Annotated in this window: 15 protein-coding genes; 6 read left to right on the top strand and 9 right to left on the bottom strand. The window is 40.5% G+C overall.

Features of this window, described 5'->3' with window-relative positions:
- Window positions 1-117: 117 nt before the first annotated feature.
- From IQ274_RS14840 to IQ274_RS14830, 3 genes are all read left to right on the top strand, one after another.
- Window positions 118-609: a Dps family protein gene (locus IQ274_RS14840; protein ID WP_012410091.1), complete on the top strand. Its 492-nt coding sequence runs from the start codon at window positions 118-120 to the stop codon at window positions 607-609.
- Between the two features lie 126 nt (window positions 610-735).
- The gene (grpE, locus tag IQ274_RS14835; RefSeq protein ID WP_194142775.1) at window positions 736-1,380 is read left to right on the top strand and encodes a nucleotide exchange factor GrpE; all 645 of its coding nucleotides are present in this window, start codon (window positions 736-738) and stop codon (window positions 1,378-1,380) included.
- Between the two features lie 697 nt (window positions 1,381-2,077).
- Entirely contained in the window at window positions 2,078-2,404 is a 327-nt protein-coding gene (locus IQ274_RS14830) for an STAS domain-containing protein (RefSeq protein WP_163937441.1), read from the top strand.
- Here the strand turns inward: IQ274_RS14830 and IQ274_RS14825 are convergent, their stop codons facing one another.
- The 9 genes from IQ274_RS14825 to IQ274_RS14785 all read right to left on the bottom strand — a co-directional run bounded on the left by IQ274_RS14825 (window position 2,405) and on the right by IQ274_RS14785 (window position 12,071).
- Window positions 2,405-3,541: a SpoIIE family protein phosphatase gene (locus tag IQ274_RS14825; RefSeq protein ID WP_163937438.1), complete on the bottom strand. Its 1,137-nt coding sequence runs from the start codon at window positions 3,539-3,541 to the stop codon at window positions 2,405-2,407.
- 410 nt (window positions 3,542-3,951) lie between these two features.
- On the bottom strand, window positions 3,952-4,719 hold the full coding sequence (locus IQ274_RS14820; protein ID WP_163937435.1) for a DUF1350 family protein: 768 nt from the start codon (window positions 4,717-4,719) through the stop codon (window positions 3,952-3,954).
- Between the two features lie 277 nt (window positions 4,720-4,996).
- Window positions 4,997-5,716, bottom strand: a complete 720-nt coding sequence (locus tag IQ274_RS14815; protein WP_163937432.1) for a hypothetical protein — start codon at window positions 5,714-5,716, stop codon at window positions 4,997-4,999.
- A 388-nt stretch (window positions 5,717-6,104) separates the two neighbouring features.
- Window positions 6,105-8,036, bottom strand: a complete 1,932-nt coding sequence (locus tag IQ274_RS14810; RefSeq protein WP_194142709.1) for a M48 family metallopeptidase — start codon at window positions 8,034-8,036, stop codon at window positions 6,105-6,107.
- 6 nt (window positions 8,037-8,042) lie between these two features.
- On the bottom strand, window positions 8,043-8,630 hold the full coding sequence (locus IQ274_RS14805) for a LemA family protein (protein ID WP_114084712.1): 588 nt from the start codon (window positions 8,628-8,630) through the stop codon (window positions 8,043-8,045).
- A gap of 288 nt (window positions 8,631-8,918) precedes the next feature.
- Window positions 8,919-9,326: a hypothetical protein gene (locus tag IQ274_RS14800; protein ID WP_163937426.1), complete on the bottom strand. Its 408-nt coding sequence runs from the start codon at window positions 9,324-9,326 to the stop codon at window positions 8,919-8,921.
- Window positions 9,327-9,596: 270 nt separating this feature from the next.
- Window positions 9,597-10,028: a CAAD domain-containing protein gene (locus tag IQ274_RS14795; RefSeq protein ID WP_194142708.1), complete on the bottom strand. Its 432-nt coding sequence runs from the start codon at window positions 10,026-10,028 to the stop codon at window positions 9,597-9,599.
- Between the two features lie 180 nt (window positions 10,029-10,208).
- Entirely contained in the window at window positions 10,209-10,670 is a 462-nt protein-coding gene (locus tag IQ274_RS14790; protein ID WP_163937419.1) for a BON domain-containing protein, read from the bottom strand.
- 120 nt (window positions 10,671-10,790) lie between these two features.
- Window positions 10,791-12,071: a general stress protein gene (locus IQ274_RS14785; RefSeq protein ID WP_163937415.1), complete on the bottom strand. Its 1,281-nt coding sequence runs from the start codon at window positions 12,069-12,071 to the stop codon at window positions 10,791-10,793.
- A 516-nt stretch (window positions 12,072-12,587) separates the two neighbouring features.
- Here IQ274_RS14785 and IQ274_RS14780 point away from each other — a divergent pair.
- The 3 genes from IQ274_RS14780 to IQ274_RS14770 all read left to right on the top strand — a co-directional run.
- Complete coding sequence (locus IQ274_RS14780) at window positions 12,588-15,689, top strand: MFS transporter (protein ID WP_194142707.1); 3,102 nt, start codon at window positions 12,588-12,590, stop codon at window positions 15,687-15,689.
- Between the two features lie 434 nt (window positions 15,690-16,123).
- The gene (locus IQ274_RS14775) at window positions 16,124-18,760 is read left to right on the top strand and encodes a GAF domain-containing protein (protein ID WP_194142706.1); all 2,637 of its coding nucleotides are present in this window, start codon (window positions 16,124-16,126) and stop codon (window positions 18,758-18,760) included.
- Between the two features lie 382 nt (window positions 18,761-19,142).
- Window positions 19,143-19,857, top strand: a 715-nt coding sequence (locus IQ274_RS14770; RefSeq protein ID WP_194142705.1) for a dihydroxy-acid dehydratase, incomplete at its 3' end; no start/stop codon positions are given.

Raw genomic sequence — 19,857 nt, 5'->3', positions numbered from 1 at the left:
CAGGGGGAGTAGGGGAGGCAGGGGGAGAGGGGAGAATAATAATATGCTGGCTCCTGACTAATGCCCAATCCCCAATTCCCAATCCCCAATTACATATAACCTAATTAGGAGAAAATTATGTCATCAAAAGTAACAGTCAAAAATGTAAATATCGGCATTGACGAGGCGAGTAGGGCTAAAATTGCCGAGGGTTTATCTCGTCTGTTGGCTGACACTTATACACTTTATCTGAAAACTCATAACTTCCACTGGAATGTAACGGGGCCGATGTTCCAAACCTTACATTTGATGTTTGAAACCCAGTATACAGAATTAGCTTTAGCGGTTGATTTAATAGCCGAGAGAATTAGAGCGCTTGGCTATCCCGCACCAGGAACCTACAGCGAATATGCCAAACTGAGTTCAATTCCAGAAACTCCTGGGGTTCCGAAAGCTGTTGAGATGATCCGCTTATTAGTGGAAGGACAAGAAGCCGTAGTCAGAACTGCACGGTCTATTTTCCCCGTGATAGAGGAAGTTAACGACGAGCCTACTGCCGATTTATTAACTCAACGGATGCAAGTACACGAAAAAACCGCTTGGATGTTGAGAAGTTTACTGGAAGAATAGGAATTAGGGAATAGGGAATAGGGCATTGGGAATTGAGAAAAAACTTAATCACCAATACCCATGCCCAATGCCCAATGCCCACTTGCCCTGAGCGGAGCCGAAGGGATGCCCAATACCCAATGCCCAATGCCCAATACCCACCTGTTGCAAGATTTAATGCAACAGGTGGGTATTTCTAGTTTTAAAGCGCTGAGTCGAGCTGCTGGTGTTTCAGAACGGCAACTTTTGCGGTTACGCCAAGGAAAGCTAGAGCAAATGCGGTTAGATGTGCTGCTGAAGCTGTCACCAGTGCTACAGATGCCATTGAATGAATTAATTGCAACTTTTTCAACCGTAGAGTTATTACAAGAGAAAGCAGCGCACAATCAGGAATTGTTACAAGAGATTACAGATTTAAGAAAAGAGTATCAGCGATCGCAGCTTCAACTAGAACAGCAGCGAGAAATATTACTACAAGAACTCCAGCAGTCGAGTTTGCAATTGCTGGAGTCTTTATTATTGCAATGGCCAACAGCAGCACAGAAAGCCCAAGAGAATCCACAGCTAGCAGCGGTGAAAATAGTACCGTTAGTGCAAAAACCTCTGGAAAAGCTTTTACAGGCGTGGGGAGTGGAAGCGATCGCACCAGTGGGAGCAGAATTACCTTATAATCCCCAACTACACCAACTGATGGAGGGAACTTCATTACCTGGAGAAATAGTCAAGGTGCGCTACACTGGATATCTTCAAGGTGAGAAGCTGCTTTACAGAGCTAAAGTCAGTCCTGTTTGAGGGAGTTAGGGGTTAGGAGTTATAAATTCATAACTCTTTACTTTTTATGCTGTCTGTTGAAAAATGACAGATATTGGGAATACTAAAATTGTAGATGCGATCGCCTCTGAGAAGTTCTGTTAAAGCGTTGGTGTAGGTTTAAGCTTACTTGGCGCTGTTGAAACCGAAATTTTTAGCTCTAGAGCGGCATTCCAGAGATAAATTATTTCCATAATGTAAGTAATCGGACATAAATAAAAAAATATTTAGGAAATAATCTGAAAAGTCATAACTTCAGCTTGTAGATCAGTAGATAGCTACATCAATGAGATGAAAGTAAGTTGGCGTTAAAAATCAACATCTGTGATAAAACATAAAATCAGCGAATAGCTTGAAAATTGGTTATTCCAATATTTTTACACAACTAAACATACATGGGTTTTATCATGCCAATTTACTAATTTTGTTATTTATAGTTAGTCTGTTAGTAGTAGAAAAAATATACTTAATTAAGCTAGTATTTTTTTTATAATTACAAAAACATCATATTTAAATATTTATAATGAATCTTCGTCGATACAGATTAATTATCAATTATTATTCAATTTTTAATGCTAGATTTAATTTTGAAAGCATTTTTAAATGCTCTATGATGGGTATATAATAGCGAAAATAGCGGCATCAGAGCATCATTTACACAAATAAGCGTGACATAATTATGAGAGAACAAGTAAAAGTTATTCAGCTCAGTGGTAATTTAAATGCCACAACTTCACAAGAATTTCGACAAAATATCACTGATATTTTAGAAAGTGGTGCGAAAATTGTGTTAGTGGATTTTAAAGATGTAATATTTATGGATAGTTCAGGTTTAGGAGCTTTAGTGTTAGCTTTTAAAACCTTGCGGGCAGCAGATACTAAGCTTGTTCTTTGCTCAATTAATGAGCAAGTAAGGATATTATTTGAACTTACTAATATGGATAAAGTATTTGAAATATTCCCTAGCCAAGACGCATTTAATCAGGTTTTAGTATCCAATACGTAATTAATCAAACTTCATTTGCAAAATAGATAAATCATCATCAAAAGCATCTTTGGAGTTCAGAGCGATTAAATAACTCAGTACATGATCGAGTTGGCAATCAACAGGATTTTGTAAGCTAACTAGTAGCTGAATAAAAGCATCCAAACTCCAAAGAGTGCCATCTGATTTAGTGATTTCATAAGCGCCATCACTAAAAATGTAAAGGCTACTAAATTTTTCAATATTGTAAACCCCGTCAACATATTTTGCTTCTGGAAACATCCCAACTGGCATACCGGGAGTTTTCAAGAGTTGAACGTCAGACTTTCTCGGGGATAAACCAGTTATTAAAACTGCTGGCGGATGACCTGCACTAGCATAAACTAATTGGCGGTTGATTCGATTGTAAACTCCGTACCAAATCGTAAAGTATTTGTCATTTTGATAATTCATCTGGAAGGTATCATTCAAAGCCTTCAACACATCACTAGGTTGATAGTAATTCAGACTTTTGAGCGCACGAGAACGCAGCAGATTCAGCACTGAAACTGAGGGAAGAGTAGCTTTGAGTCCATGTCCCGCAGTATCGAGTAAATAAATTGCTAGATAATCGTCATCAAGCCAATAGTAATCGAAACAGTCACCACCGAGTTGCCGCGAGGGAATAAACCGGAAATTTATATTGAAAGGTTCAGTCATAGGAAAAGGCAGCAGCGATCGCACATATTCTGCTGCTTCTGACATTTCTGATTCTAAAAGCAACTTTTGAGCCTGCAAATCTCTACTCAACTGATGCAGGCGTAACCCCGCTCTTACCCGCGCTTGTAATTCATTATGCTCGATAGGTTTGGAAATAAAATCATCAGCACCAGCATCTAGACCTTTGACACAATCGGCAACTGAATCTAAGGATGTTAATAAAATAAAGAATGTGGTAAAAAATTTGGGATCTGTTTTAATACGGTGGCAGACTTCCAGACCAGTCAACCCCGGCATAATCCAATCACAAATAATTAGTGCTGGACGGCAAGCTAGCGCTTTTTCTATTCCTTCCTCGCCACTACTAGCAGTAACTACTTCATAACCCTGTTTTTCTAACATCCTTTTCAAAAGTGTTTTTATGGAATAATCATCATCAATTATTAGTATTTGAAACATAGGTATTTCTCAGAAAAACTCATTAATAATTTACTAGCAAAGATAGAAAATCAAAATATTATAATGTGAGTTAATTAGTTACTAATAAAACAGTTTTCTTTTTCATAAAGTACAAAGATACGGGTTTTAATGTGGAAGGCAGAAACTCTTTATATCTAAATTTTTATTCCTAAATTATGTACTTAGTTGCAACCTGCTGTATTTCTGTATTAACAAGTAGGACAGCGTAAATAATTCAAAGTTTGCTGTAAGGGTTTTAGACCTACTTTGTTCGCATAGCCTCTTGTAAAGAAGAAAAAGCTGAAAGCCCCTACTATTAACTAATGTCAATATTATTACATTAGTTAATTTATCTGGAATTTTTCTATATTTCCCAGTCGAATTTATAACTTTTTGACAGTCATAAAACATTATGGAGGTGCAAGAGGATTCATCCACAACAGGATAGAACTTCTTAACTGGTTCAAGTCGCGGTATGCTTCTTGCTTGAACCATTGACCTAATGCATCAAAGGGGGTAAAAGACGTTCCAGTTTGCCATTTAATATCTTGACCTAAAGGCGTTGTATGATTTCCTGGTAATGTTTGTGCTGTCACCATGTCATCAAAGCGTTCTTGTAAGATTTTGGTTAAAGCTGCTGATTGATCAATGGTGTCATTACTAAACTTTATTAATAAATTACGTCGGATAGTGTAACGCTCTTGGACAAGCTTGTTAGTTTCCAACGGTGAAGGAGTAAACTCGATTCTCAAAGTAGAATTGAACTGTTCTACTAGGGGAATAGCTTCTTTGGCGGCGTAGTTGTTGAAGGATAGTAAAATATTGCCTGCACGTTCTACTTTAAAGAGGCTACCAATTAGCAAGTGAAGTTTACAGCCCATACTGTGTCCAAGACCATAGATGGGGAAGTAAAGCTTGCGTAATGCTCCAGAATCATGTAATCGTTCCAGGGTGCGGTCAAAGTTTAACAGCACGGATTTTGCGATCGCTGTATGATCCAATGTATTGACAAAAGGCGTAGCAATTACGACATAGCCTTTACTTGCCAGTTGTTCGAGTAACCAGCGATAAGTGATGTGTGGTGCAGTGGCGACAAATGCACCTCCTAAAAAATGGATGATACCTATGGGATTTCGGGGAATGATTACCCAGTTACCTCTGACTTCTTTCCAGTCCATGCCGATAAGCGATCACTTTCTTGATATTCTTTATGTTAGACCGGGGATCGCTACCGTGGGAAGGATTATGGAAAAAGCTACGAACGATTGGTAATTACGTTACAGTTGAAGTCTAAATCTCTAGCCATAACTGGTCTATCAGAAGAGGTTTTTTAGTCTGACCTATTTTTCGATTACGAATTACGTTACTGAGTCTTGTCTGCGATATGCTGTTCGCAAACGAACGTGATACACGTTAACATAGCATCTTGTAGAGAAAGTCATTACAAAAATTATTTTAACCCTGAGTCTGTAATCGTTTCATTTCGTGTTGCACATCTAATGCAATCTGTAAGGCTTCATTAAGCAACCTTCCATGCTCAGTAGCCTGTTCATTTACTTGCATGGCTGTTAAAGTTGCTAAATTGTTGACGAATAGTTCTGTATTACTAAGGATAAAGCTCTTATTTTCTCTCAAAATCCTTTCTGTCTTCAAAGCGCGAACTAAATCAGCTTTGGTAAGATTAAGCGCTGCGAGAACACTCTCTCTTTCTTTTATCAGCACTTCTGGATTACCAGCTTCTTCTATTTGGTCATTGATATGTATTGCTCTAATTACAGTATTATATCTTTCAACATCGTTTAACAGGATTTGGAGAGAGTTTGTCATGTTGAGCTTGACAATTTTACTTCTCTTTTTCCATATTAAATATAAGATGGTTTGCGTAAGACCGCCAACCCAAAGACCTAATATAATTAATACTATCCAGGATGGAATTGCTATCCATGATACAAATATTTTGAGAATTATATCAAATAAAAGATAGCCAAAAACAAATGTAGCAAACCCAATAAAAACTACAGTAGCTCCTTCCGAACTTTTAATTTTTTGGATGTATATTTTTGCAAAATTTTTGAGAGGATTTGTAATGATTAAAAGTTGATCATTGACAGGTAAATTAGTCAGCTTTTGCAGTTCATCCTGACTAATTTCCAAGCCCTGTAAATCATCCCGCACAGCTTTTTAATCCTTGCCAGAATAGTTATTTAATCTAATATAGCAATCAAATTTCTAGAATGCTGGCATTTTGTCTAAACTTTTTTAAGCAAGTTAATACTTCTAGGCAATGCCAAGAGTTTTTGTACAATATGATACTCTTTTGCCCAGATAGAAATCCTATTTGAGTTGTGAAAATGAACGAACCGCCAACGTGTAGCGTCTCGTAGAGAAGAACGCCAAGAAAAAACGAGATCGAAAATAAATCAATTGCTTGTAAATGTAATGATAATGCAACGGGTTATTTTCCTGTTAAACAGCTATTTCTAGCTATAAAAAGAATAATAGAAAAGTCCGCAAAAACGGACTTTATTGTTTAGTTATAAATAATTGTGTCTCACTCGTTACATTAACTTCCCTTCGGAGAAGATTGTTTCTGTTTTGAAATGCCACGTTGAGGGTTTAAAAATGGAGGGATGGGACAGTCTAACGTCATAGCGATCGCTCTGAGCAAATCTGCTTCTGATTGTGTAACTTTGTTATCTAATAGTACCGTGTGAGCGCAGGCATCTACAATAGCTTGCTTGAGTTTGGGACTGGCAAGGCGGAGGCGTTCAATACTTTTCTTAAGTTCAGTAAAATTACAGCTTGGTGGCGTGTCTGGTTTTTCTTGTTCTGCGGCTTTGGGAAGCCGAAAAACTCCAGAACGAAAAGCATAGGCGATGTCTTCAGTGGATGCATTGGGTTGAGAGTGTCCAACGCGGGCAATTACGGACAGTACTAACAGGCTATCTGGCCAAATCTGTTCTATGGAGGTGTATTCTACTGTTGTTGTAGATGTAGGATTTATACTAGGTTGGAGGCGATGCCACAGTATTAACTGCAACACAAAATGCCACAGTGATAAACTTCCGGTGGCTACAGCTAAACCGTGGACACATTTGCATAGTCTTTGGCATTCTTTGGCAGAATTTTGGCGTAATACGGGTACTGCCAAATCCACAAGTGGTAAGCGAATTTTGGGATCTAACTGGTTAATTTCGCTACTCAATTCCAAGGTTTTGTCTACCAACTCAGCAGGCTGCACCTCTCGTAACCAAGCAATTTGACGTTCTTGGATCTCGATATTTTCAGTATCTAATGCTAGAGCAAAAGCGATCGCCATTGCACTTTCTTGCTCTCGCACACCCAAGCGCAGGGATTCTGGTAACTGCGATAACAGTGCTTGAGCATGGGCAAAATGCTCTGGTGTAACGCTTCCAACTTGGTTGACAACCTGTTCTGGTGTCGCGTTGGAACCACCAGCAAAGCCCATTGTTAGAGATTCCTGGGAGGGGGAACGCATTTGATTGCGAGATGGCATTGCTGGCAAATTGCTGACTTTCAAACCCCCAACGCGACGGATACGTTCTGCCAGAGGTGGGTGGGTAGAAAACATATTGTCCCAGAAAGAGGGGTTGAGCGCATTACCAAAAAACATGTGGCTAGCCGCTTCTGCGCCAGGCGAAATCAAGCGTGAATCCATCTGTTGGAGTTTTTGGAAGACTCCGTTAAGTCCGTTGGGGTTGCGAGTGAACTGTACAGCCGAAGCATCGGCAAGAAATTCACGTTGGCGAGAGACGGCGGCTTTAATCAGCCGTCCACACAGTAATCCGATACCGCCAATTGCCATTAGTGCCAAACCAAAAGCCCAGATAGGTAAACCCTTATCTTCCTTTCCTAAACGGAAGCTATCGCGAATGCGCCAGAGCAATTCCCCGGTTAAATAAATGAACAAAATCCCGTGCAAGAGTCCTACTAAACGCAAATTTAGCCGCATATCTCCATTAAGAATGTGGCTGAATTCGTGGCCGATAACTCCTTGTAACTCATCTCGGTTTAGATGTTGTAAAGTCCCACGGGTAACACCAATTACAGCATCATTGGGCGTAAATCCGGCAGCAAAGGCATTAATACTGGTTTCTCTTTCTAGGAGATAAACTTCTGGGACAGAAATACCAGAAGCGATCGCCATTTCCTCGACTATATTTAATAGTTGTTGCCCTTGTTCATCTGCCATATCTGGGAGTAAGAGTTGTCCCCCCAACTCCTGAGCAATGACGCTTCCTCCTTGACGGAGACAGGCAATTTTATAGAGACTTCCCACTGCGATCGCAATTATTGTAATCCCAGCCACGTAGAGAAATATCCCTGGATGCCACCAAACACGGGGAGCCATGCGGAGCAGAAATAAAGTGGCAATGTAAATCGCAATAATCATGACTGCGATCGACAGGGAAAATAACCCAATTAATTGTTGCGTGTTTTGGCGTGCCCGATCCTGATGTTCAAAGAAATTCATAGATATTTAAAAAGACACGCGTGGAGCATTTCTCATTTCTGGAGTCGCTTCGGCGAGCAATTCTGCAACAGTAAAGTTAAAAGTATTTGCCACAAGATTGCTGGGGAAAGATTCGCTCTTGGTGTTGTAAAGTGTTACCGCATCATTAAAAGCCTGACGTGCAAAAGCAATCCGGTTTTCAGTAGAAGATAATTCTTCCATCACCTGAGTCATGGCGCGATCGGCTTTCAATTCTGGATAAGATTCTGAAAGTACCATCAACCGACTTAACGCACCCGTCAGCGCTCCTTCAGCATTGCCCAACTGTTGCATCGCTTGCGGATCGCCGGGATTTTGTGCGGCACGACTACTAGCATTAATTGCAGAATTCCGAGCTGCAATAACTGCTTCTAAGGTTTCTCGTTCATGTTTCATGTACCCTTTGGCAGTTTCCACCAAGTTGGGAATTAAGTCATAGCGACGCTGTAATTGAACATCGATTTGAGAGTAAGCATTTTTGTAACGGTTGCGATACTTGACTAAATCGTTGTAGGCATTAATGATAATTAGAGCAACAATGGCAACTAAAGCAACAGAAAATATTAAAAGCCCCATATTTTTAGATTATTTCAATCAGGTACTTACTTTATATCCAGCAAAATTTGTGTGGATATAAAGATGAGTCTACTTTTAACAAGTTGGCTTCGTCGCCTGTAAAATTAGTTACGCAATTGCACTGAGCTAGATAGGTTGCCCAAAGCCCAATGCAGTTGAAGGGCTTTGGCGTTAACCCAAAGTGTATTGCTATATAAATAGAGACGCAATAACTATAATTGCGTCTCTACGAACTGTCTATTTAGCCTTTTTACGTGTAATTGCACCCACCAAAAGGATAGTTGTTAATTAAATTATTCCTGGGCCTCTACCGCGTTTGTCACCCTTTTCGGTCAACTTGCCTTCTTCATCCTGATTAACTTCTCCAAGTTCTTCAACACGTTGTGCAGTGTCTTCTGCTGCTTGTTTGCGTGCATCACCTGGTTCTTCGTAGTACATTTCCGGCTCAACTGCATAGTTGTTCAACAAACCTTCTTTGTCTACGGTGTATCCGTCAGTAGTGCGTACACTTTCTGGATCGGTTTGGTCATCTGTAGCTGCATCTGCCTCCCTTTCTTCTGTAGGGAGTGTTTTGTAGTTGCCGCCTTCTCTTTCGATTCGAGCAGCAGTTTCGGCTGGAATAATGCCGCGATCATAAGTATCTACTTCAGCGCGATCGGATGAATCTGTATCTCTCTTAACTGCTTCATTAGCCATAATTTATGTCCTCGTAAAAGAATCTATTAAATAACTTCAAAAACTAGATTAAGCTTTTTTTTATCTCCGAACTACTATCTTTAGAAGTGATTTAAAATTAAAAAGAGGATTATATCCTCTATCTTACGATGTATCAAAAGATTAATATTAATTCAGGTTAAATACTAATAATTTACATTTACTATTTAAGACAAGGAGTTTAAGCCCCTTGTCTTAAAGGTAGATAAACTTCTACCATAATGTAGTTTACTAGTTGAATGGTTAGAAAGTTTATTCGCCCACAAACTGATTTTTTAGGGATTGAATTTCATCAGCTAATTCTTGCCGAGTTGAAGCTTTTAGTAGATAACGGAAAATAAACCAACTGGCATAACCAATTCCCACTAATTCAAAGAGTGGTGATAGTAATGGAATATCATTGATTGCATCCAGTAGTGCTAGCACTAACTTTGCTGTAACAATGGCAGCTAAAATTAAACCAACAGTGATTAAAGGCTGCTTATAGTCCTGAAAAAAGCTACCTAAGTATTTGGGTAGTTTCTCCAAAAATTGAGAAACTTGTCTGCTAATTTGCTGCCATTGAGATTCCGGTTCCGATGCTGGCGGTAACTTTGGCAAGTTTGCATCTACACCTTCAAGTGCTAGCGCACCTTGTGATATTGAAGTATTGATAGATTCACGTTGCTGTTGTTCGGTTTCCATAGTTTTCAATGATTACAAAAGTTTCTGTAACTGAACTGAGCATCAATAAATATAATCATTAAAGTCGTCAGTTCTCAATTATTAATGGTCAGTAATAAGTATAACTGACCATTAAGGTTGAGTAGGAAAATATAAATTGATTTTTCTCTACCTACTCACTCGAATTTATTGTTAGTTGCCTCAGTTTGTTGGTGGGGCAACAGTTGCTTTAACAACTACAGTTTTGACACCTTTAATTTCTTTCGCTAAACGTTCAATTTTAGCCAACTCTTGCTGATTGTTAACAGTTCCTCCGATAGTCACAACTCCATCCTTTGTGGCATCAACTGTTAGTTGACCCTTGGGTATGTTTGCCTCTAGCTTAGAGCGAACTTGACTTGATAAGTCACCTTTAGCTCTGTCTGTATCGCCGCCAGTGACATTATTTCGTTGTTCGCGGGCTCGGATATCAGCATCAAGTTGTCTTCTGCGAGTTTCACTTTGTGCGTCTTTTTGAGAAGCTTCTGTTGTTTGTACACTCGGTGATTGTGGAGCTTCATTAGGATTATTGGGTGCAGATTCACTTGTTTTAGAAGCGTTATCACAAGCAGCAACACCAAAAACTAAAAGGGTGCTAATTAAGAAGGGGGTTAGCTTTTTCATAGATTTAATTCGCAATCGGAAAGTGAAATTTGTTGATTTTTACGGTGAAGTGAGGAGCAAGTTTTTGAATTCTTGCTCTTGCAATTGTGTGTAATTAGTATCAGTGAAAACTACTTTGGATTAAAGTGTTTCATCACGACGGTCAACAATCACTACAGCAGGATCGTGAATATGAGGCTCTCTTGAGTGATTGGGGTGAATGGGATTGGCTACTGTTGTGTCATGATGGATTACTCGGTCGGAACCTGGCCGATGTTCGCCTAAATCAGTGGCATCATAAATAGCAAATTCTTCAATACCCCGACGCTTGAGAATCGCTTCAGCTTGGTGGATTTCAGCTTCCGTACCATCGATAATTACCAAGTAGTCGCCTCTTTGGAAGCGATCGCTATATACCCGCGCTCTGTCTTCAGGAATTCCCAAGCCAACTAGTGCGCCGACAATACCGCCAGCAGCTGCACCGATCGCACCACCAGCTAAGGTTGTGGCCAAAGCTGTTGCTACTGCGCCACCAGCAATCACAGGCCCAACTCCAGGAATTGCTAGAGTTCCAAGACCAACTAATAAGCCAGTCAAGCCGCCTAGAACACCGCCTGTAGCTGCTCCAGTTTTAGCACCATCGTCTGCTTTATTACCTGTTCCAACATTTCTATCTACATCGACACCAGCGATCCCACGACCGTCTGTATCTTTGGCGATGATGGAGACTCTACTTAAGGGAAAACCCGCATCTCGTAATTCTGTGAGTGCCGCTTCTGCATCTCGGCGATGAGAAAATACTCCTATTGCGCGTCTAGCAACACCACTATGAGCCACATTTACGTTATGGGTTGGAGCGACATAATCAGCATTTCTCGCATCTGGGTTGTCGTAAATACCAAACTCTTCGACACCACGCTGATGGAGAATTGCTTCTGCTCTAGCGATTTCCGTATCTGTGCCATCCAGGATTACTAAATAGTGTCCTCGTCTTACACGTTCGTCATAAACCCTAGCTCGTTCTTCGGGAATTCCTAAACCAATCAATGCACCAAGCAAACTACCAGCTACCGCACCAATCCCTGCACCAGCAAGAGTTGTAGCTAGAGTAGTTGCTGCGGCTCCAGCCAGCATAATTGGCCCAATTCCAGGAATTGCCAAAGTACCAAGACCGACTAATAAACCAGTTAATCCGCCCAAAGCGCCGCCTGTAGCGGCTCCAACTTTAGCACCTTCATCAGATTTATCACCGACGCGATCACGCACTTCAGCACCAGCAATATCTTCTCTGTCTCCATCTTGCGTAATGACAGAGACTCTGTTCATATCAAAGCCGACTTTTTTCAATTCATGTAGCGCATGTTCAACATCTCGACGATTAGAAAATACACCTACAGCACGTTTATGTACACCTACAACCATTATCTTTTTCTCCTCAGCAACAATCAATTATTCACAAATTTATAGCTTGTAATACCCTTATTAATACATGTTTAGATTTATCTTTCATCAATCGCTTGGAAGAATTTTTATCTCTATCATTAGGTATAGGTGTTTTTATCTAAATGAGTAAATATAAAGTCACACTTTTCTAAATACTTATATGTTTTAGTTCTAAAATTTTTGCTAGACATTGACATAAAAAACATCGATTCATTTTGTCTAAAATAGTAACTTCCCCTTTTAATAACTACTGTGTGCTTAGATTAATTTTTATGTATATCACTTTTGTAGTAAAAATATTTATTTTGTAAAAACGTGGCAAAATTAGCAAATCAAAAAAATTCTCTTAACAAAAAAACAATAAGTTTTAAAATACGACTTTTGGCAAATAAACCTATTACCTAAGAAAGTGTTAGCTTATATAGTTGCTAATTAAGCTGATAAATAAGCCATTTTATAAATGGGTATTTAATTGAGTGCAAGTGAGAAAATATTATGTTTCAAAGTGTTGCAACTATTTTAGGATTAGCGCCAATAACTTTAGCTCAGGAAGTACTAACTCCAGAAGAAGCATCAGTGCTTTTTTCTGGCCCTAAATTCTTAGTGGCATTGCTGGCTGGAGTTTCGATGGCATTTGCTTTTCAATTGTTATTCACCAACTTTTCAGTTGCTGTCGGAATTTCATCTTGGGAAATTGATTCAGATTCCGATGATGAATCAGAAAGTTTAGGTAAGACAATTCGTAAGGTTCAAGGCAAAGTTGGCGCTTGGGTGTTAATAACTGCGAGCATTGCATTATTTATTGCTTGCTTTCTAGCTGTAAAACTTAGCTTAATCGAAAGCGCATTCTTAGGATCAATTATTGGTGTAGTCATCTGGTCTACCTATTTCTCACTAGTAATTTGGTTGGGTTCATCAGCAGTAGGTTCTTTAATTGGTTCTATTTCTAATACTGTTACTTCTGGTTTTCAAGCTCTGATGGGTACAGCAACTGCTGGTATCAGTGCTAATACTGCGAAAAAACAGTTAGTTTCGACTGCCGAAGAGATTACAGCCGCAGTTCGGCGGGAATTAACTTCAGGTTTTGATTCTGAAGGGATTAAAAATGCTCTCCAAAGTTCTTTAAGTTCTCTGCAATTGCCAAAGCTGGATGTTAAAGAAATTCGCAACCAATTTGACCAGCTTCTTAAAGATACAGATTTACAATCTGTTGCTAATAGCGATTTATTACAAAATGTTAACCGTCAAACATTTGTTGATTTAATCAGCACTCGCACAGATTTATCTAAAGAAGATATCAATGGCATTGCTGACCAACTTCAAGGTGCTTGGCAACAAGCTTTGAATCGTAAAAATCCTACAGAACAAGTAATTAATTTACTTAAGTCTGCTACTCCTGAAGAACTCAATTCTGAGCAATTGGGTGAACGGCTTCAACAATTGGTTACAGTTGGAAGTGGTAATGGTAATGGTGTAATTAAACAAGCTATTCGATATGGTTTGAGCGCTGCCGCACCAGCAGTTCTCGAACGGATCAACCTTTCTAATATCGATGTGAACAAAATTACAAGTCAGTTGCAAAAGCTGAAAGAAAAAGTTCAAGATGTCGATGTCGAGCAAGTAACAGAACAATTTCAAAAGTTTAAAGAGCAAGCCACTGAGCAAGTATCTGCAAGACTACCAATATCACTTGAAAACACGATTAAATCAGATGTCGAAGATTACATATTGAATTCATTTCCTTGGCATTTTAACCGAATTACGCTAGTAGATGAATTTAAAGAAGTCATCTATGACGTAAACGCAGATCCGACAACTGTGAGACGGGAGTTAGAAGAAATCAATCAAGAATATTTCACCAACTTGCTGAACCAGCGAGGCGATCTCAGTGAACCCAGGGTGAAAGAAATTGCTGAACAAATGGAAAGCGATCGCTTGGAAGTTTTAGAGACTGTAAAACAGGCCGAAGCGCGAGAAAAAGGGCAAAATTTCCGCACGCGCATCGAAGATTATCTCCGTTCCACTGAGAAAGAAGAACTCAATCCTGAAGGTATTGAACGGGACTTTGCCAAGTTAGTAGAAGATCCAGAAGCTGGGTTTGAAGATTTAAGTAGCCGCTTCGGACAATTTGACCGCGATACTTTTGTCCAATTGCTTCAACAGCGTCAAGATGTCAGCGAAGAGGAAGCTAATAATATTGTTGGTCAACTCGAACGCAACCGCGATAATATCTTGAATCGTGCTAGAGAATTGCAAGAACAAGCAAAAGCGAAAGCCGATGAACTGCGTCAAAGAGTTGAAAACTATCTGCGGAATACTAATAAAGACGAACTCAATCCTGAAGGTATCAAACGTGAGTTTAGAATTTTACTAGACGATCCGCAAGCCGGAATTAGCCTATTACGATCGCGCCTATCGCAATTTGACCGCGACACATTGGTACAATTGCTCAGTCAGCGTCAAGATTTGAGCGAAGAACAGGTAAACCAAATTCTCGATCAAATTGAAGCTGTCCGAGATAGTATTTTGCAAGTACCGCAGCAGGCGAAAGAACAGTACGAAAAAACTACAAAAGCGATCGCTGAATATCTCCGCAATACCAACTTGGAAGAACTCGATCCCGAAGGTATTAGAAGCGATTTGGAAAAATTACTCGAAGATCCCAAAGCTGGAGCCTTAGCACTGCGCGATCGCTTATCTCATGTCGATCGAGAAACCTTGGTGCAACTCGTGAGTCAGCGCGGAGACTTGAGCCAAGAGCAAGTTAATCAGATCATCGATCACGTACAAGATGCCATTGGTGATATTCTAAGAGCGCCACGGCGTTTAGCCAAGCGTACCGCTCAACAAGCTTTAGATTTTGAAGCCAATCTTGAAGAATATCTGCGTAATACCAACAAAGACGAACTCAACCCTGAAGGAATCAAACGCGATTTACAATTGCTGTTGTCTTCTCCCCGCGCTGGAATTGGAAGTTTGAGCGATCGCGCCTCAAAATTTGACCGTTCCACAATCGTGGCGCTGTTATCCCAACGTGAGGATATCTCAGAAGAAGAAGCTAACCGGATTGTCGATCAAATTGATTCTGTCCGGAGTTCCATTGTCGAACAATTTCAGCAGATTCAGCAGAAGGTGCAATCAGTGCTGGATGGAATTTTTGCCAAAGTTCGCAACTATCTTAACTCCCTGGATCGTTCTGAACTCAACTATGAAGGCATTAAACAAGACTTTGCCAAAGTATTCGACGATCCGCAAGCTGGATTTGAAGCATTGCGCGATCGCCTCAGTGAATTTGATCGTGACACCTTAGTTGCTGTCATCAGTTCTCGTGAGGATATCTCTGAGGCAGATGCTAACCGGATTATCGACCAAATAGAAGCAGCGCGGGATGGCGTATTGCAACGAGCCGAACGCATCCAGAAAGAAACCCAAAAACGTTTGAAAGCGATCCAACAGCAAGCTAAAAAGCAAGCCGAAGAAAGCAAAAAAACCGTTGCCAATGCTGCCTGGTGGATATTTGGGACAGCGATCACTTCCCTTTGTGCCAGTGCGATCGCAGGTGCGATCGCTGTAACTGGGATAACTCTTCCTGGGTAAAATATCTCTGTCATCGATAATTTTAAGAAATAGAGAGTGGGATTCAGTTTATACAAATGAATGCCACTTTTTTTATAAGAATTTATCAGTAAGGATTAATTTAATTCCTAATGGTCAAAACAGAGTAAAAAACTGTGTTCAAGCCAGATTGATCCCCTTATTTCATTCAATAACTGAACATACATACAGTTATTGTCAGTTGTTGCAAATGATAATTTATGGTGCAATAAAGAAAACATATATTGAATCGGCACACCTCTTAAGGAAGAGCTATAGAAATAACAACTGCCGTAAGATTAATATCCTTGCATTATCAGATAATTTTAACTATATCTATTTCTACAAAGTATGGGCTACAGGCAATAGCACAGAGGCGTAACCAGCAGTCACTACAGATATTGACAACCTAATGGATTAAATCAGGCATATTACAGATGAACAATGATGAATTTAATTCAATGTACCACCTCACAGAATGTCAGCAGGCAGAGGAGGCACTACAACAGCAAATTCAATGGCAGCGATTGGTGATGGCAATTGCCCAGCGCATCCGCCAGAGTTTGAATTTGGACAAGGTTCTCAACACCACTGTTACTGAAGTCCGTCAATTCCTGCAAGTAGATCGAGTGTTCATGTATCAGTTTGAACCAGACTACAGTGGGGTGGTGGTGGTAGAGTCTGTTGATGATCGTTGGATTGCTACCCTGAATACCCAAGTTCAAGACACTTATTTCATGGAAACTCACGGCGAGGAGTACAGACAGGGGCGCATCCAAGCTATTGCAGATATTTATACAGCAGGTCTGACTGAATGCCACTGTGATTTACTTACTCAGTTTCAGGTCAGGGCAAACTTGGCAGTCCCAATTTTGCAAGGAAAAAAATTGTGGGGATTATTAGTTGCTAACCAGTGTGCAGCACCCCGCCAGTGGCAGACGTGGGAAATCGATTTTCTCAAACAATTGGCAGTACAGGTGGGTATTGCCATCCAGCAATCTCAACTTTATGAGCAGGTACATACTGAACTCGCTGAACGCAAGCGGGTCGAAGCTGGTTTAAGAGCGCGTGTGCGCCAGCAGGCAGCTGTGGCTAAATTGGGTCAGTTAGCTCTAGCTAATATCGATCTTTACACATTAATGGACGAAGCCGTTGTCCTAGTTACTCAAAGCCTTGAAGTGGAATACAGTAAAGTTTTAGAACTGCTTCCAGATGAGAACAGCTTATTGTTGCGATCGGGAGTCGGTTGGCAGCCAGGGCTGGTGGGAAATCTTAAATTAGAATTAGGTGGAGGAAATGAGACTCAGGCTTCCTATACACTACTTTCCCATGAGCCAGTAATTGTTTGTGATCTGCGGAAAGAAACACGGTTTCAAGGGCCACCGTTATTGATTAACCACTCAGTGATCAGTGGCATTAGCGTTATCATTCAAGGTCAAAAACAACCTCTGGGTGTCTTAGGGGCACACACAACTAGACATCGAGAGTTTACCCAAAATGATATTCACTTTTTGCAAGCGATCGCTAATGTGTTAGCTACGACCATTGAGCGCAAATGGGCAGAACAGAAAATCCGCGAACAAGCAGCTTTATTAGATATCGCTTCTGATGCGATTATCGTGCGAAATTTCCAAAACCAAATTTTATTTTGGAATCAAGGTGCAGAACGTCTATATGGTTGGGAAGCTCATGAAGCTTTGGGAAAGAACCTGGAGGAGTTGCTGTCCAAAGAAAGCTCACAGCAGTTACAAGTGGCTTTAACAAATGTTACTAACTCTGGCTTATGGCAAGGTGAGCTACATAAAGTAACAAAGGGCGGCAAAGAAATTATCGTGGAAAGCCGATGGACATTGATGCGTGATCAAGCAGAGCAACCCAAATCCATCCTTTCTGTTGATACCGACATCACAGAAAAAAAACAACTCCTGGCCCAATTTCTCCGCGCCCAGCGCCTAGAGAGTCTTGGCACGTTGGCAAGTGGCATTGCCCACGACCTCAACAATATCCTTACGCCCATTCTTTCCTCAGTGGAAATGTTAGCGCTTAAATTTCCCAATCTAGATGCACGCAATCAACAACTGCTGAAGCTTCTTGAACATAACTCTAAACGGGCGGCAGATTTGGTCAAGCAAATTATGACTTTTTCTCGTCGATCTGAAGGCAATGGCATTTCTTTACAAATAGAACACCTACTGTTAGAAATTGAGCAAATTGTCCAAAGCACATTTCCAAAATCGATCACAATTATCAATAATCTACCTAGACATAAACTCTGGACTATTTTGGCAGATCCGACTCAAATTCATCAGGTGTTAATGAATTTGTGCGTCAACGCTCGTGATGCAATGCCCAAAGGCGGTACATTATCTATCTCTGCGGAAAATTTATTCGTTGATGAAAATTTTGCCAAGATGAATCTAAATGCTCAAGTGGGCCCTTATATAGTCATAACTATTTCAGATACAGGATTTGGGATTTCTCCAGTAATTTTGGAGCGAATTTTTGAACCATTTTTCACAACAAAAGAACCAGGCAAAGGCACTGGCTTAGGTTTGTCAACTGTGATTGGGATTGTCAAAAACCACAATGGTTTTGTGAAAGTGTCTAGTGAGGTAAGCAAAGGTTCCCAATTCCAAGTGTACCTACCAGCTTGGAACAAAAGTACAAAGCAACAAGCAGAGAACTTGGAATTGCCCAATGGCAACGGAGAATTAATTCTAGTTGTAGATGATGAAGCCGCTATCCTGGAGATTAGCAAAACTTTGCTAGAAGACCACAACTACAAAACCCTGATAGCTATTAATGGCATCGAGGCAATCTCATTATATGCCCAGTATCAAAATCAAATCAGTATGGTGTTGATGGATATGATGATGCCGTCAATGGATGGGTTAACTGCAATTGGCATAATGAAACAAATGAATCCACAAGTTAAGATTATGGGCATCAGCGGCATGGTGACAGACAGCCAAATAGTTGAGGCTGCTAACGCTGGTATCAATATATTTTTGAAGAAGCCTTACACTTTCCGTCAATTATTACACGCTATTAACGACTTCTTGAGCGAGCCATAGTCTTAAAAATAGGGGTTAGCTTGGGTTAAGGGTAAAAACTAAAACTGGCGTAGATTGGGTTAAGGAACGAAACTCAACATTATCAAGACTTTGTTGGGTAACGCTGACGCTCAACCCAAGCATATTGCAATACGGTTCAGTCAAGAGCTACTGGCAAAAATTTTGGGTTTTCGAGACGCGATAAATCGCCGTCAAGACAAGTGTTTCGGTCTTATCTGAACTGTATTGAAGCATATTGGGTTAGGGGGGATCTCTTGTACGTAAGTCCTGGTTTTAATAGAAAATTACCAATGCTTACTCATGTTCGATCGCGCTGCGTATACATGAGAAAATCAGGTAATACAATCGCAATACAAGCGATCATGCCAGGGAAGGAAAAAAGATGTCGGAGAATTTGAGAAGCCAAGTAGTAACGCAAGGAGTGCAGCGATCGCCAAATCGAGCCATGCTGCGTGCAGTTGGTTTTAAAGATGAAGATTTCAACAAAGCCATTGTCGGTATAGCCAACGGTTACAGCACCATCACCCCCTGCAATATGGGGATCAATCAACTGGCACAAAGGGCAGAAATTGGGATTAAAACCGCCGGAGCAATGCCACAAATGTTTGGCACAATTACCATTAGTGACGGGATTTCGATGGGAACCGAAGGGATGAAATATTCCCTAGTATCGCGGGAAGTCATCGCTGATTCCATTGAAACCGCCTGTACCGGGCAAAGTATGGATGGTGTACTAGCCATTGGCGGTTGTGATAAAAATATGCCAGGAGCAATGCTAGCGATCGCTCGGATGAATATCCCAGCAATATTCGTTTACGGTGGCACAATTAAACCGGGTCACTACAACGGACGCGATTTAACCGTTGTCAGTTCTTTTGAAGCTGTTGGTCAATATAGTGCTGGAAAAATTGACGACAAGGAATTATTAGAAGTCGAAAGTCGCGCTTGTCCGGGCGCTGGTTCCTGCGGGGGAATGTTCACAGCTAATACCATGTCTTCAGCATTTGAAGCGATGGGAATGAGTTTGCCCTATTCTTCAACAATGGCAGCTGAAGATGCCGAAAAAGCCGATAGCACCGAAAAATCAGCGTTTGTTT

Origin of the sequence: Nostoc sp. LEGE 12447, assembly GCF_015206985.1 — a bacterium.
GTDB lineage: Bacteria > Cyanobacteriota > Cyanobacteriia > Cyanobacteriales > Nostocaceae > Nostoc.
This window is presented reverse-complemented; position numbering and strand designations above follow the sequence as displayed.

Bases quoted from the DNA above. Each gene is read 5' to 3' on its own strand.
- IQ274_RS14840 (WP_012410091.1), top strand. From the start codon at position 118: ATGTCATCAAAAGTAACAGTCAAAAATGTAAATATCGGCATTGACGAG.
- grpE (WP_194142775.1), top strand. From the start codon at position 736: ATGCCCAATACCCACCTGTTGCAAGATTTAATGCAACAGGTGGGTATT.
- IQ274_RS14830 (WP_163937441.1), top strand. From the start codon at position 2,078: ATGAGAGAACAAGTAAAAGTTATTCAGCTCAGTGGTAATTTAAATGCC.
- IQ274_RS14825 (WP_163937438.1), bottom strand. From the start codon at position 3,541: ATGTTTCAAATACTAATAATTGATGATGATTATTCCATAAAAACACTT.
- IQ274_RS14820 (WP_163937435.1), bottom strand. From the start codon at position 4,719: ATGGACTGGAAAGAAGTCAGAGGTAACTGGGTAATCATTCCCCGAAAT.
- IQ274_RS14810 (WP_194142709.1), bottom strand. From the start codon at position 8,036: ATGAATTTCTTTGAACATCAGGATCGGGCACGCCAAAACACGCAACAA.
- IQ274_RS14805 (WP_114084712.1), bottom strand. From the start codon at position 8,630: ATGGGGCTTTTAATATTTTCTGTTGCTTTAGTTGCCATTGTTGCTCTA.
- IQ274_RS14800 (WP_163937426.1), bottom strand. From the start codon at position 9,326: ATGGCTAATGAAGCAGTTAAGAGAGATACAGATTCATCCGATCGCGCT.
- IQ274_RS14795 (WP_194142708.1), bottom strand. From the start codon at position 10,028: ATGGAAACCGAACAACAGCAACGTGAATCTATCAATACTTCAATATCA.
- IQ274_RS14790 (WP_163937419.1), bottom strand. From the start codon at position 10,670: ATGAAAAAGCTAACCCCCTTCTTAATTAGCACCCTTTTAGTTTTTGGT.
- IQ274_RS14785 (WP_163937415.1), bottom strand. From the start codon at position 12,071: ATGGTTGTAGGTGTACATAAACGTGCTGTAGGTGTATTTTCTAATCGT.
- IQ274_RS14780 (WP_194142707.1), top strand. From the start codon at position 12,588: ATGTTTCAAAGTGTTGCAACTATTTTAGGATTAGCGCCAATAACTTTA.
- IQ274_RS14775 (WP_194142706.1), top strand. From the start codon at position 16,124: ATGAACAATGATGAATTTAATTCAATGTACCACCTCACAGAATGTCAG.